We start from the raw sequence: 13465 nt of genomic DNA on the forward strand, positions 1-13465 counted from the left end.
GTGACCAGGTGGCATCAGGGGAAGCGGTAGACCGTCGTGGAGGCGAACTCCTCGCCGGGGCGCAGGACCGTCGACGGGAAGTGCGCCTGGTTGGGCGAGTCGGGGAAGTGCTGGGTCTCCAGGCAGAGGCCGGCGTGCCTGCCGTACGCGGTGGCGACGCCGTCCAGCATGTTGCCGGAGTAGAACTGCACGCCCGGTTCGGTGGTGGAGACCTCCATGACCCGTCCGCTGACCGATTCGAGGACCTCGACGCCGCCGCGCAGGACGTAGCAGTGGTCGTAGCCGCCGCCCAGCACCGGGTCCTCGATCCGGGCCCCGACCTCCTGCGGGGTCGTGAAGTCGAACGGGGTGCCCGCCACCGGGGCGAGCTCGCCGGTCGGGATCTTGGTGGAGTCGACGGGCAGGTAGCGGTCGGCGTCGATGCGGACCACGTGCTTGAGGATGTCGCCGCCCCCGGCGAGGTTGAAGTAGGAGTGGTTCGTCAGGTTCAGCACGGTCGGCGCGTCGGTGGTCGCGCGGTAGTCCAGCCGCAGCGCGTCCTCGGTCAGCGTGTAGGTGAGCGAGACGGTCAGCGTGCCCGGATAGCCCTCCTCGCCGTCGGCGCTGACATACTCCAGCGTCACCGCCGAATCGGAGACCTCGGCCACCCGCCACACGCGGTTGGAGAAGCCCCCCGGTCCGCCGTGCAGGCTGTTGGGCTCGTTGTTGATCGGCAGTTCGTAAGTGGCGCCGTCGAGGGTGAACCTCCCTCCCGCGATGCGGTTGCCGTACCGGCCGACGACCGCGCCGAAGTAGCGGCTGCGTGTCAGGTAGTCGTCGAGGGCGGTGTAGCCGAGCACCACGTCGACCCCGGAGACCTCCAGGGACTGGAGGATCGCGCCGTAGCTGAGGATCGAGGCGCTCATCCGCCCGTTCGACAGCACGTGCCGCTCGACCTGCTCCCCCGACGGGGTGGTTCCGAAGTTCATCGTGGTGCCTCTCCAGTGGATTCGCGGACGATCAGGCTGGTCTCCAGGGTCGCCCGGGTGGGGGTGGCGCCGTCGTTGACCGACTGCAGCAGCAGGTCCACGGCCATCCGTCCCGCGGCGGCCGTGGGCATGGCCACGGTGGTCAGTTTGGGCCGGTTCAGCCGGCCGGAGACGATGTCGTCGACGCCGACCACGCTGACATCCTCGGGGACCCGCACGCCGCGCTCGTAGAGCCCGCCGATGAGCCCGATGGCGACCAGGTCGTTGTAGGCGAGCACGCCCGTCGCGCCGGAGGCGATCACCTCGTCGACGACGGCGAGGCCGCCCTGCTCGGTGGGCGCGTTGGGGCCGAGGATCACCAGGTCGACGCCGGCCGTCGCGGCGGCGGCCTCGCACATCTCCCCGCTGGTCCACGAGCCGCTCGGTCCCGAGAGCAGGGCGATCCGGTGGTGACCCAGCCCGGTCAGGTGCTCGATCGCGAGCCGCGCCCCCTGGCCCACGTCCATCAGCACGGTCGGCATCCCCTTCACCCGCCGGTTCACCACCACGAACGGCACGTCGGCGTGGAGGCGCTCTATCACCCGGTTGGACAGCCGGGGGCTGCAGAGCAGGACCCCGTCGACCTGCTTGGTGAGGGTCTGGATCAGATCCTCCTCCACCTGCGGGTCCTCGTCGGTGTCGGCCACGAACACGTGGTAGTCGCGCGCTCTGGCGTGCGCCTGGGCCGCCTTGATCAACGGCGGGAAGAACGGGTTGGAGATGTCGGCGACGATCAGGCCGAGATTGTGGGTCCTGCCGGTGGTGAGCGCGCGGGCGGCGCGGTTGGGCCGGTAGCCGAGGTCCTCGGCGACGGCGAGCACGCGGCCGCGCGTCTCGGCGTTCACCAGATGAGGCGCGGAGAAGGTTCGGGACACGGTCGAGACGTGAACCCCCGACGCCTGTGCCACGTCCCTGATCGTCGCTGCCACTGTGCTCCTTCGTCGCGCTCTGCAGCACATTAATGCAAGCGGTTGTAACCCTGTCAACGCCGGACCGTCGATCGGCCGGATCGTCGTACGACTGATTGAAGCACCTCAATCCCCTTAAATGCCGACGAACCGGCAGATGGGAAAGGGTTTACCAAATTGAGCCCTTGACGTTGCTCGGAGATGTCAGCAATGTTTCATGCAACCGGTTGCAGCCCGTGACGCCACCTCGGAAGGAGTTGCCGGTCATGGCAATCACTACGGCGAATCCCCGGAGACGCCGCCGTCCAGGCCGCACCGCCAGGACCCCCTACCTGCTGATCGCCCCCGCTGTGGTCGCGATGCTCGGCTTCCTCGTCTATCCGATGGCCAGCGTCCTCTACTACAGCCTGCAGAACTACAACGTCACCAAACCGTGGGACAACGGCTTCGCCGGGCTCGACAACTTCCGCAGACTGCTGTTCGAGGACCCGCTGTTCTGGCAGAGCCTCGGCTTCAGCCTCCAGTGGGTCGGCGTCGAGGTGTTCCTGCAGCTGATATTCGGCCTGGTCCTGGCGCTGATCGTGAACGAGAGCTTCATCGGCAGAGGACTCTCCCGTGCCCTGGTGTTCTCCCCCTGGGCGGTCTCCGGGGTGCTGACCACCGGCATCTGGGTGCTGCTCTACAACCCGACGACCGGGGTCTCGCGCTATCTCGCCGACCTGGGGATCATGCAGTACGGCTTCGCCCCGCTGGCCAACCCCGACACCGTCTTCTGGGCGGCCGTGCTGGCCGAGCTCTGGCGCGGGGTGCCGTTCTTCGCCATCCTGCTCCTGGCCGACCTGCAGAGCATCTCCAAGGAGCTCTACGAGGCGGCCTCGGTGGACGGCGCGTCGCGCTGGAGGCGGTTCTTCCACATCACGCTGCCCCACCTCAAGGACGCGATCATCCTGTCCACGCTGCTGCGCTGCGTGTGGGAGTTCAACAATGTCGACCTGCTCTACACGCTGACCGGCGGCGGTCCGGCGCACGCGACGACCACCCTGCCGCTGTACGTGGCGGCCAAGGCCGTCCAGTCCCATGACTTCGGGTACGGCGCGGCGCTGACGACCGCGGCCTTCCTGATCCTGACCTTCTTCTCGATCGCCTACCTGCGGCTGAGCAAGTTCGGAGCGAAGGCATGACACTCCAGACGGCCGAACGGCCACGCCTGCACGCACCCGCCCATGCCCCGAGGACCGGGCGCACAGAGAGGGACAAGGTCAGCCGCTGGCAGATCTGGGTCCCGCTCGGGCTCTACCTGGTGTTCACGCTGGTTCCCTTCTACTGGATGCTGGTGTTCGCGTTCCGGCCCAGGGGTTCGAGCTCGCTGCTGCCCTGGCCGATCACCTTCGACAACTTCGCGGTGGTCTGGAACGAGCTCGGCTTCGCGATCTTCTTCAAGAACAGCCTGATGGTCGGCGTCGCCTCGCTGATCATGACCACGGTGATCGCGCTGGCCGGCGGCTACGCCCTGGCCCGCTACGAGTTCCGCGGCAAGAAGCTGTTCATGGTGGGGATGCTCTGCACGCAGTTCATTCCCGGCGCCATGATGCTGATCCCTCTGTTCGAGATCTTCCGCACTTTCGGCCTGGTCAACTCGCTGTGGAGCCTGGTGATCGCCGAGACGGTCTTCCAGCTTCCCCTCTCCCTCATCCTGATCAGCGGCTTCATCAGGAACGTCCCGGTGGAGCTGGAGCAGGCCGCCTGGGTGGACGGCTGCAGCCGGCTGCGCGGCTTCTTCGCCGTGGTGCTGCCGCTGCTGCGCCCGGCGCTGGTCGCCGTCGGCTCGTTCGCCTTCATCCACAGCTGGAACAACTTCCTGTTCGCGCTGATGTTCGTGAGCGACCAGGAGAAGTTCACCGTGCCCGTCGGCCTCTCCTACACCCTGGGCGAGTTCAGCGTGGACTTCGGCGCCCTGGCCGCCGGCGGCGTCGTCGCCGCGGTGCCGGTCGTGCTGGTCTTCGCCTTCATCCAGCGCTACCTGGTGCAGGGCATGTCGGCGGGAGCGGTGAAGGGATGAGAGACCTCGAACGACAGTCCGCGGGGAACCCCTGCGGTGAATGCGGCCGGCCGGGAACCGAGACCGTCGGCGCGACGAATGAGGAGCGGTGAACGACCAATGACACGAACTCTCGTCACCGGGAGCGCGGGGCGGTTCGGCCGGAGCGTGGTCACCGCGCTGGCCGACGCCGGGCATGAGGTGATCGGCGTGGACACCGCGCCGGGCACCCCCGCCGAGGCCGCCGCCGTGCTTCCCGCCGACCTGACCGATCTGGGCGAGGCCTTCGAGGTGATGTCGCGGTTCCGCCCGGACGCCGTGGTGCACCTGGCCGCGATCGCCACCCCCTTCAGCCGGACCGACGCCTTCACCTACAAGGTCAACACCCAGCTCGCGTTCAACGTGTGCGAGACGGCCACCGGGCTCGGGGTCGAGCGGATCGTGATCGCCAGCAGCCCCACGGTCATCGGGTACGGCACGCCCGCCTGGGCTCCCGCCTACCTGCCGATCGACGAGGACCACCCGGTCGCGCCGTGGAACGCCTACAGCCTGTCCAAGCTGGTCGCCGAGCAGGTGATGGCCACGTTCGCGCGCACCTCGACGGCGAAGCTGGCGGCGATCCGGCCGTGCTTCGTCATCGCCCCCGAGGAGTGGGCCGGCGCGCCCACCCAGTCGGGACACACGATCGCCGAGCGGCTGGACCGGCCGAAGCTCGCCGGGGTGTCGCTGTTCAACTACATCGACGCCCGCGACGCCTCCGAGCTGGTGCTGACCCTGCTGGGCAGACTCCCCGAGCTGCCCAACGGCGAGGTGTTCTTCGCGGGCGCGGCCGACGCGCTGGCCCGCGAGCCCCTGGCCGAGCTTCTCCCCCGGATCAATCCCGCCACCGCGGGGCTCGCCGCCGGACTGACCGGCTCGGCACCCGCCTTCTCCTCGGCCAAGGCCGGACGGTTGCTCGGCTGGCAGGCGAAGCGGAGCTGGCGCACAGAGATCGGAGCCCTGTGATGGACCTCAGCGGAGTGCTGTTCTTCCCGGTCACCCCGTTCGGCGCCGACGGCGTCCTGGCCGGGGACGTGCTGGCCGAGCACCTGCGGCGCGGGCTGGAACACCGTCCGGGCGGGGTCTTCGTGGCCTGTGGCACCGGCGAGTTCTCCGCGCTGTCGGAGGCCGAGCACGCGGAGGCGGTGCGGATCGCGACCGAGACCGTGAACGGCCGGGTACCGGTGCTGGCGGGGGCCGGCGGCCCGATCGGCACCGCGCTCGCCCAGGCCCGCGCGGCCAGGGACGCGGGCGCCGACGGGTTGCTGCTCATGCCGCCCTACCTGGCGAGCGGCCCGCGCGAGGGGTACACGGCCTACGTCACGGCGGTCTCCGAGGTGCTGCCCACGATCATCTACCAGCGCGGGTCGGTCGTGCTGGAGCCCGAGACGGCGGTCGAGCTGGCTCGTCTTCCCGGCGTGGCAGGCATCAAGGACGGCGTCGGCGACATCGACCGCATGCAGCGGACGGTGCTGGCCGTACGGGAGGAACGGCCGGACTTCCTGTTCTTCAACGGGCTGCCGACGGCCGAGCTGACCATGCCCGCCTATCGCGGCATCGGTGTGGAGCTCTACTCCAGCGCGGTGTTCTGCTTCGCCCCCGAGATCGCCACCGCCTACCTGAACGGCGACGAGCGCCTGATCAAGGAGTTCTACGCCCCCCTCGTACGGCTGCGCGCGAAGGTGCCGGGTTACGCGATCTCCCTGGTCAAGGCCGGGGTACGGCACCGCGGCCTGGACGTGGGCGGGGTCCGCCCGCCGCTGGTCGACCCCTCCCCCGAGCACCTCGAAGAGCTCGTGCGGCTGATCAAGTCCGGTCTCACCCTGGTGGAGGACTGATGACGCGCGACGAGCGGCCGGTGATCACAGCGTTGACGACGACGCTCAGGACCGTGGCGCTGCCCCGGCCGTGGGGCGCCGACGTGCCCGCCAACCACGTGATCACCGTTGAGCTGACGCTGGCCGACGGGCGGAGGGGGACCGGGTTCTCGTGGACCCCGCAGATCGGGGCCCGAGCCGTACAGGCCCTGCTCGACAATGAGATCCGCCAGGCCGTCGTCGGCCTCGAACCGCATCCGGAGGTCGTCTGGGATCTGCTCTGGCGGCACCTGCGCGAGGCGGGCGGCGGCGGTCTGACCACGATCGCGATGGCCGGGGTGGACCTGGCGCTGTGGGACCTGCGCTGCGGTGCGGCCGGGCTGGTCGAGACGCTCGGGCGGCGGCGGGACAGCGTGCCGGTGTACGGCAGCGGCGTGAACCTGCACTACTCGCTTGAGGAGCTCGTCGCCCAGGCGCGACGCTGGCGGGCGGCGGGCCACCCGGCCGTGAAGATCAAGGTGGGCCGTGACGCGCTGAGCGAGGACGTGGCGCGGGTCGCCGCGGTCCGCGAGGTGATCGGCCCTGACACGCTGCTCATGGTCGACGCCAACCAGCGCTGGGACCTGCCGAGGGCGCGGCGGGCGATCGCCGCGCTGGCGGAGTACGGGCTGCACTGGGTGGAGGAGCCGCTGCCGGCGGACGACGTGACCGGGCAGGCCCGGCTGCGCGACGCCGTCGACATTCCGATCGCCGTTGGGGAAAGCGCTTACTCCATCTACGACTTCCGGGATCTGCTGATCGCCGGGGCATGCGACATCCTCCAGCCGAACGTGGTGAGGGTGGGCGGGATCACCCCGTTCCTCCGGATCGTCGAGCTGGCCAGGACGTTCGGGGTGCCGGTCTACCCGCACCTGCTGCCGGAGATCTCCGGCCAGCTCGCGCTGTCCCTGCCGCTGCCGTGCATGGCCGAGGAGGTCGAGGACGCCTCCTTCGCCGCGCTCGGCCTGATCGCGGAGCCGTACCCGGTCGCGGTGGACAAGTGCGAGCTGCGCGCCGGAGACCACTCCGGTCTGGGACTGCGCTGGAAGGTGACGGAATGAAACCGGTTCGCGTGATACTCGCCGGGGCGCACGGGCACGGCTGGTGGCACCTTCAGAACCTCAGGCGGCTGTCCGAGGCCGGGCTGGTCGAGTTCGCCGGGGTGTGTGACGTGCGGCCCGTCGAGGGGCTTCCCGACGGGGTGGGGTTCTCCGGCGACCTGGTCGAGTTGATCGGGCGGACCGGCGCCGAGGTGACGATCCTCTGCACACCGATCCAGACCCACGCCGAACTCGCGGCCAGAGCCCTGCGCGCCGGGTCGCACGTGTTGCTGGAGAAGCCGCCCGCCGCCACGTTCGCCGACTACGAGCGGATCGTCGCGGTGGCCGAGGAGACCGGGCTCGCCTGCCAGGTGGGGTTCCAGAGCCTCGGCTCCGAGGCGATTCCCGCGATCCGGAAGATGATCGCCGACGGGCTGATCGGCCGGGTCGTCGGGATCGGCGCCGCGGGCGCGTGGGAGCGCCCCTACTCCTACTTCAGCCGGGTCCCGTGGGCCGGGAAACGCGAGGTCGACGGGGTGGCGGTGGTCGACGGCGCCCTCACCAACCCGCTCGCGCACGCCACGGCGACCGCGCTGGCCATCTCCGGGGGCGACGTCGAGGACGTCGAGGTCGAGCTCTACCGCGCCAACGCGATCGAGGCGGACGACACCTCGTGCGTACGGCTGCGCATGGACGACGGGACCTCGATCACGGTGGCGGTCACCCTGTGCGCGGACCGGCGGCACGAGCCCTACCTGATCGTGCACGGCGAGAGCGGGCGGATCCGGCTGACCTACACCGAGGACCGGGTCGAGTTCGGCGGGACCTCCGAGGTGCACCCCAGGACCGACCTGCTGGAGAACCTGATCGCCCACATCCGCGAAGGCGCGGACCTGCTCGTCCCGCTGGAACGGACCGCCGGTTTCATGCGCGTCCTGGAGTCGGTACGGCTGGCGCCCGAGCCCCTCGCGATCGCGGACGGGTTCCAGGAGGTCGAGGAGGAGCGCCGGGTCCTCCCCGGGATCGCCGAGGTCACGGCGGCGAGCGCGGAGCGCCTCGCGCTGTACTCGGAGCTGGGGCTGCCGTGGGCTCCGGGCGCACCCGCACCCGCACCCGCACCCGCACCCGCACCCGCACCCGCACCCGCACCCGCACCCGCGACGATCATGCGGGACACCCGCCCCGGGACGACCACGCGGGACACCCGGTCCGGGACGCCGGAGACCTCAGGGGACGACGCCGCCGGGACCGTGGGACTCGACCTCTCAGGGACGCGGGTGGCCGAGTACGTCGTGCGGGCTCGGCTGCCGAGGACGTCGTCGCCCCGGCCCTACCTGCATCCGGTGCGGACACTGGGCGGAACGGTGGTGACCGAGGTCGCCCCCGCCGACCACGTGCACCACCTGGGAGTGAGCGTGGCGGTCTCCGACGTGGGCGGGAACAACTTCTGGGGCGGCCGCACCTACGTCCGCGACCGGGGACCCTCCTGGCTCGGGGACCACGGGACGCAGCGGCATCTCGAATTCTCCTGGCAGGACCCCTCCGGCTTCGGGGAGTCCCTGTCCTGGGAGGGGGCGGACGGCTCCGAGATCGCCCGCGAGGCGCGGAGCGTCCGGGCGGTGGAACTCGACGGGTGCTGGGCCCTCGACTTCTCCTTCACGCTGACGAACCTCACCGGCGAGCCGCTGACGGTCAGGAGTTCGGCCACCAAGGGACGCGCCGGAGCCGGATACGGCGGATTCTTCTGGCGGGCGCCCGGGTCGGCCACCGATCGCCGGGTCTTCACCGAGGACGCGGAGGGCGAGGACGCGGTGCACGGCTCCACCTCCCCCTGGCTCGCCATGACGTCGGCCGACTGGACCCTGGTCTTCGTCCAGCGGACGGATCCCTGGTTCGTCCGGGTCGTGGAGTACCCGGGAGCAGGCCCGGCGCTCGCGTGGGAGACGCCGCTGCTCATCGAGGGCGCCCTTACCCGAAGGATCGTCACCGTCGTGGCGGACGGGCGGTTGAACCGCGCCGACGCCGCGGCGCTCGCCTCGGAGGTCTCGCGATGACGGGCAGGTCGCGGGCGAAGTTCGTTGATTGCACGGTTACAGCGATGTCGGGGGACATGAAACAGAGAGGCAGGGAACAATGATCACACGCTCGAAGCACCTGGCGATCCTGACCACGGCGCTCATGCTCGGCGCGGGTCTGGCCGCGTGCGGTTCGGACGAACCGGAGTCCGCCGGCGGCAAGACCACGATCACGTTCTGGGACGACAACGGCGGTCCCGCCCGCACCCCGGTGTGGCAGCACATCATCGCCGAGTTCCAGAAGGCCAACCCGACGATCGAGGTCAAATACGTCGGCATCCCGATCGCCCAGGTGCAGCAGAAGTACGACACCGCCATCGCCGCCGGCGGCCTGCCCGATGTGGGAGGCGTCTCCACCGCGATGCTGTCGAGCCTGGTGGCGCAGAAGTCACTGGACGCGGTGGACGACCGGATCTCCGGCGGCGCGCTGAACGGCAAGCTGAACGAGCAGGTCGTCTCGACGGTCAAGGGGACCGTGCCCGACGGCAAGACCTACATGGTGCCGATGTCCACCAACATGGGCGTGTTCTGGTACCGGACGGACTGGTTCAAGGAGGCCGGTCTGGAAGCGCCCAAGAACTGGAGCGACTTCTTCACCGCCACGGAGAAGCTGACCGACACCGCCAACAACCGCTACGGCTTCACCATCCGCGGCGGCGCGGGCTCGATCGCGCAGATGCTGGAGGTGGTGTACGGCCAGTCCGGAATCGCCGAGATCTTCGACGCGTCCGGCAAGGCGACGGTCAACGACCCGAAGAACGTGGTGGCGCTCGAAAAGCTGGTCGGGATGTACAAGAAGGTCACACCCGAGGCCGACATAAGCAACGACTACGTGAAGATGGTCGCCCAGTTCGACGGCGGCAACATCGCGATCATGCAGCACAACCTGGGGTCGTACACCGACCACGTCGAGACGCTCGGCAAGGACAAGGTGGCGGCGATGGCCGTGCCGAAGTCCGACTCCGGCGTGCAGGCGATCCTGTCCAACCCGGTCGCGGGCATCGGCCTGTTCACGAGCGGCAAGCAGAAGGACGCCGCCTACAAGTTCGCCGAGTTCGCCGCCTCCAAGGCGATGAACAGCTACTGGGCCGAGAAGACCGGTGTGCTCCCGGCCAACACCGAGGTCGCCGGCGAGGCGTGGATCCAGCAGGCGCAGCACATCTCCGAGGCGGTCAAGGTGCTCAACGACCCGGCCACCAAGGTCGTGCAACTGCCGTACCACCTGCCCGAGTTCAACGCGATCACCAAGACCGACTCGGAGCCCGAGTTCCAGAAGGTCATGCAGGGCTCCCTGCCCGCCAAGGACTTCCTGGACGTGCTGGCGACCAAGCTGACCGAGGCGCAGGCCGCGTACAAGCAGCGCAACGGCGGCTGACCCATCGCTTCGGGCGGGCGCCCCCATCCCCTGACCAGGGGGGCGCCCGTCCGTTGTTCACCGGAAGGCTCTCGGGGGCCGTACGGAGCCTCCCTCCCACCTGACCTGTGGAGGATTCCCCATGAAACGAGCCATCGCGCTCACCGCCCTTCTGTCCCTGGCGGTCCTCGCCGCCCCACCCGCGTCCGCCGCCGGCTCCGCCTCCCAGAGCGGCCGGGACCCGGGCCGCCAGATCCTGCCGGCGAACGACGGCTGGGCCGCCGAGGGGTCCGGCACCACCGGCGGCTCCGCCGCACCGGCCTCGAACGTGCACACCGTGTCGACCCGGACCCAGCTGGCCGCCGCCCTCGCCGCCCCCTCACCGAAGATCATTTATGTGAAGGGGACGATCGACACCGACAAGACCTGCGCCGACTACACGACCGGCGGCTACACGCTGCAGGCCTACCTCGCCGCGTACGATCCGGCGGTGTGGGGCAGGACCACCGAGCCCTCGGGCCCGCTGGAGGACGCGCGGGTCGCCTCGGCCGCGCGGCAGACCGCGAACATCAAGCTCAAGGTCGGCTCGAACACCACCATCGTCGGCCTCGGCAAGAACGCGCGCATCCGCGGCGTCAACCTGCACATCGACAAGGCCGACAACGTCATCGTCCGCAACATCGGCTTCGAGGACACCGCCGACTGCTTCCCCCAGTGGGACCCGACCGACGGCGCCGAGGGCAACTGGAACTCCCTCTACGACAACATCTCGGTGACCGGCTCCACGCACGTGTGGGTGGACCACAACACCTTCACCGACGGCGACAACCCCGACTCAAGCCAGCCGCTGTACTTCGGCAGGCCGTACCAGGTGCACGACGGGCAGCTCGACATCACCAACGGCGCCGACCTTGTCACGGCCTCGTGGAACCGCTTCGCCGGGCACGACAAGACGATGCTGATCGGCTCGACCAACACCCCCGGTGCCGACGTGGGCAGGCTGAGGGTCACCGTCCACCACAACCACTTCGACGACGTGCTCCAGCGGCTTCCCCGCGTCCGCTTCGGCCAGGTACACGTCTACAACAACTACTACGAGGTGCCGGACGCCTCGACCTTCGTCTACGCGCTCGGCGTGGGCGTGCAGTCGCAGATCTTCGCCGAGAACAACTTCTTCCGCCTGGGCCGGGCGGTGGATCCGGCCACGCTCCTCTACAACTGGGGCGGCACGACCCTCACCGCCCGCGGAAACGTGCTGCGCGTCGGCGGCCACGTCACCCCGATCGACCTCATCGCCGTCCACAACGCGGTCAACGACCCCGACCTCGGCACGGACGCGGGCTGGACCCCCACCCGGCACACCGGGATCGACCCGGCGGAGTCGGTGCGGCTGTCGGTCTCCCAGCGCGCGGGCGCCGGAAAGATCGGCTGACCCCGCACGACGGAACGGCCGGCTGACCCCGCACGGCGGAACGGAGCACCCGACCGCGCTTCCCTCACTCACGAGAGGGCTCCCGCCCACGACGGGCCCTCCCGACGTCCCGAGTGACCATCCCGGAAGGGACTCCCGCCGCCGGCGGGAGTCCCTTCTCACGTCCCGGTCCGGGGTGAGGCCGTCCTGTCCGGCCATCGGGCCGCCCGCTCCGGCCCTGCGGGCTCATCCGGTCAGGCGTGCCCGTCGCCGTCCTGTCCGGCCTGGTCAGGTCCGACGGCCGGGGCGATGTTCGCCGCGACGGCCCGCAGCGCGACGGCCAGGTCTCGGCCGGAAGGGGCGCGTTCCGGGGCGACCAGCCACTGCCCCAGCACGCCGGTGAGCATCACCTGGTAGAACGCGCCGACCGCCGCCTGTTCCTCCTTCTCCTCGCCCGTGTCGAGGATGCTCTGGAACAGCTCGGCGAGCCCGAGACGCGCCGCGTCCACTCCCGCCGCGAGCAGTTCGCGCACCTCGGGCAGGTGGTCGGTCTGAGCGATGATCTCGAACTGGGTGACCCACAGCGGCCGGTGGGTGGTGAAGGATTCGATCACCCGGTCCCAGGCCGCCGCGAAGCGTTCGGCCGGCGTGGCTCCGGCGACGGCACCGGTGGTGAAGGCCCGTTCGATCTCCTCCCCCCACTCCTCCATCGCCTGGTGGAGCGCCGCGTTCATCAGGGCCTCCTTGGACCTGTAGTGATAGCCGATGGCTGCCAGGCTGACGCCGGAGGCCGTGGCGATGTCACGCGCGGTCGTACGCGCGTAACCCTTCTCGTACAGGCAGCGCTTGGCGCCGGCGAGCAGGTCCTCACGATTTCCCATGGCCCAGATCCTAACCGAGTCTGAAACATTTGTCTTGGACGTTTGTACTAGACGATCGTATCAAACAGTCGTACAGTCGGCGGAGCAGAGCAGGAACCGCGCCCGCTCAACCGAGACGTCACCACTCCCAACCACCGTGACCTGGACCGCTGGGAGCTGATGCATCCCGCACCGGGAAAGAGCGCCGGCATGTACAGCACGCGGCAGGACGCCCAGGCCAAGGCGATGTTCATCTTCGCCTCGGGATCACTCGCCTACGACCACCGGGACATCGCGCAGCAGAAGAAGATCCTGGCCGAGACCTTCGCCGGAGGAGGGTGGGACGTCCCGGTGTTACTGGACTCCATGTGGGACGCTCCGGACTTCTACTTCGACTCCATCAGCCAGATCCACATGGACCGCTGGTCCAGCGGGCGGACGGCGCTGGTCGGGGACGCGGGCTACGGCCCCTCTCCCGCCTCGGGCCAGGGCACGAGCCTGGCCCTGGTCGGCGCCTACGTGCTGGCCGGCGAACTGGCCGCCGCGGCCGGTGACCACCGTACGGCGTTCGCCCGCTACGAGGAGGAGATGCGCGACTTCGTCACCCAGAACCAGAAGCTCGCGCAGACCAACGTCAAGGGGATGGTGTTGACCTCCCGGTCACAGATCTGGATCCAGACCCGGATGCTCAGGCTGCTCCCCCACCTGCCCGCGTCCTGGAGCGACCGCGCCATCGGCCGCATCACCGAAACGATCCGCAAGGCCGCCACCGCCGTCACCCTCAAGGACTACCAAGCCTGAGAAACGTTGCCCGGCATCATACGGCCGAGGTGCGATCGGCACTCCGATCAGGAGATCCTTCCTGCGGGAGGGCGCG

12 protein-coding genes are annotated in these 13465 nt (G+C 69.6%); 9 read left to right on the plus strand and 3 right to left on the minus strand.

The features are described from left to right. Positions 1 to 14 precede the first annotated feature (14 nt). A complete protein-coding gene (locus J2853_RS27155; protein WP_307562762.1) occupies positions 15 to 968 on the minus strand; it encodes an aldose epimerase family protein in 954 nt (317 codons plus the stop codon). Then, positions 965 to 1936 carry a LacI family DNA-binding transcriptional regulator gene (locus J2853_RS27160; protein ID WP_307562764.1) on the minus strand — a complete coding sequence of 324 codons (972 nt, stop codon included), beginning with the start codon at positions 1934 to 1936 and terminating at the stop codon, positions 965 to 967. The genes J2853_RS27155 and J2853_RS27160 overlap by 4 nt, the downstream gene beginning before the upstream one ends. A 245-nt stretch (positions 1937 to 2181) precedes the next feature. Here J2853_RS27160 and J2853_RS27165 point away from each other — a divergent pair, with 245 nt between their 5' ends. The 8 genes from J2853_RS27165 to J2853_RS27200 all read left to right on the plus strand — a co-directional run bounded on the left by J2853_RS27165 (position 2182) and on the right by J2853_RS27200 (position 11749). Beyond that, positions 2182 to 3096: a carbohydrate ABC transporter permease gene (locus J2853_RS27165; RefSeq protein WP_307562766.1), complete on the plus strand. Its 915-nt coding sequence runs from the start codon at positions 2182 to 2184 to the stop codon at positions 3094 to 3096. Next, positions 3093 to 3974 (plus strand): carbohydrate ABC transporter permease, encoded by an 882-nt coding sequence (locus J2853_RS27170; protein ID WP_307562768.1) that lies wholly within the window; start codon positions 3093 to 3095, stop codon positions 3972 to 3974. Before J2853_RS27165 ends, J2853_RS27170 begins: the two co-directional genes overlap by 4 nt. 99 nt (positions 3975 to 4073) lie before the next feature. Next, the gene (locus J2853_RS27175) at positions 4074 to 4958 is read left to right on the plus strand and encodes an NAD-dependent epimerase/dehydratase family protein (RefSeq protein WP_307562770.1); all 885 of its coding nucleotides are present in this window, start codon (positions 4074 to 4076) and stop codon (positions 4956 to 4958) included. Beyond that, a complete protein-coding gene (locus J2853_RS27180; protein WP_307562772.1) occupies positions 4958 to 5830 on the plus strand; it encodes a 5-dehydro-4-deoxyglucarate dehydratase in 873 nt (290 codons plus the stop codon). Before J2853_RS27175 ends, J2853_RS27180 begins: the two co-directional genes overlap by 1 nt. Further along, complete coding sequence (locus J2853_RS27185; protein ID WP_307562774.1) at positions 5830 to 6909, plus strand: mandelate racemase/muconate lactonizing enzyme family protein; 1080 nt, start codon at positions 5830 to 5832, stop codon at positions 6907 to 6909. Before J2853_RS27180 ends, J2853_RS27185 begins: the two co-directional genes overlap by 1 nt. Beyond that, positions 6906 to 8942, plus strand: coding sequence for a DUF6807 family protein (locus tag J2853_RS27190; RefSeq protein WP_307562776.1), 2037 nt, complete (start codon positions 6906 to 6908; stop codon positions 8940 to 8942). The genes J2853_RS27185 and J2853_RS27190 overlap by 4 nt, the downstream gene beginning before the upstream one ends. A 79-nt stretch (positions 8943 to 9021) precedes the next feature. Continuing rightward, on the plus strand, positions 9022 to 10338 hold the full coding sequence (locus J2853_RS27195) for an ABC transporter substrate-binding protein (protein WP_307562778.1): 1317 nt from the start codon (positions 9022 to 9024) through the stop codon (positions 10336 to 10338). Between the two features lie 121 nt (positions 10339 to 10459). Then, the gene (locus J2853_RS27200; protein ID WP_307562780.1) at positions 10460 to 11749 is read left to right on the plus strand and encodes a pectate lyase family protein; all 1290 of its coding nucleotides are present in this window, start codon (positions 10460 to 10462) and stop codon (positions 11747 to 11749) included. Between the two features lie 233 nt (positions 11750 to 11982). On the opposite strand, the gene J2853_RS27205 is transcribed toward J2853_RS27200, so the two are convergent. Next, a complete protein-coding gene (locus tag J2853_RS27205; protein ID WP_307562781.1) occupies positions 11983 to 12609 on the minus strand; it encodes a TetR/AcrR family transcriptional regulator in 627 nt (208 codons plus the stop codon). Between the two features lie 189 nt (positions 12610 to 12798). Here J2853_RS27205 and J2853_RS27210 point away from each other — a divergent pair, with 189 nt between their 5' ends. Next, positions 12799 to 13389: an FAD-dependent monooxygenase gene (locus J2853_RS27210; protein WP_307562783.1), complete on the plus strand. Its 591-nt coding sequence runs from the start codon at positions 12799 to 12801 to the stop codon at positions 13387 to 13389. Positions 13390 to 13465: the final 76 nt, after the last annotated feature.

This window comes from Streptosporangium lutulentum (genome assembly GCF_030811455.1).
Classification (GTDB): domain Bacteria; phylum Actinomycetota; class Actinomycetes; order Streptosporangiales; family Streptosporangiaceae; genus Streptosporangium; species Streptosporangium lutulentum.

Excerpts from the sequence above, each read along its gene's own strand:
- J2853_RS27155 (WP_307562762.1), bottom strand. The coding sequence starts at position 968 with ATGAACTTCGGAACCACCCCGTCGGGGGAGCAGGTCGAGCGGCACGTG.
- J2853_RS27165 (WP_307562766.1), top strand. The coding sequence starts at position 2,182 with ATGGCAATCACTACGGCGAATCCCCGGAGACGCCGCCGTCCAGGCCGC.
- J2853_RS27170 (WP_307562768.1), top strand. The coding sequence starts at position 3,093 with ATGACACTCCAGACGGCCGAACGGCCACGCCTGCACGCACCCGCCCAT.
- J2853_RS27175 (WP_307562770.1), top strand. The coding sequence starts at position 4,074 with ATGACACGAACTCTCGTCACCGGGAGCGCGGGGCGGTTCGGCCGGAGC.
- J2853_RS27180 (WP_307562772.1), top strand. The coding sequence starts at position 4,958 with ATGGACCTCAGCGGAGTGCTGTTCTTCCCGGTCACCCCGTTCGGCGCC.
- J2853_RS27185 (WP_307562774.1), top strand. The coding sequence starts at position 5,830 with ATGACGCGCGACGAGCGGCCGGTGATCACAGCGTTGACGACGACGCTC.
- J2853_RS27190 (WP_307562776.1), top strand. The coding sequence starts at position 6,906 with ATGAAACCGGTTCGCGTGATACTCGCCGGGGCGCACGGGCACGGCTGG.
- J2853_RS27195 (WP_307562778.1), top strand. The coding sequence starts at position 9,022 with ATGATCACACGCTCGAAGCACCTGGCGATCCTGACCACGGCGCTCATG.
- J2853_RS27200 (WP_307562780.1), top strand. The coding sequence starts at position 10,460 with ATGAAACGAGCCATCGCGCTCACCGCCCTTCTGTCCCTGGCGGTCCTC.
- J2853_RS27205 (WP_307562781.1), bottom strand. The coding sequence starts at position 12,609 with ATGGGAAATCGTGAGGACCTGCTCGCCGGCGCCAAGCGCTGCCTGTAC.
- J2853_RS27210 (WP_307562783.1), top strand. The coding sequence starts at position 12,799 with ATGTACAGCACGCGGCAGGACGCCCAGGCCAAGGCGATGTTCATCTTC.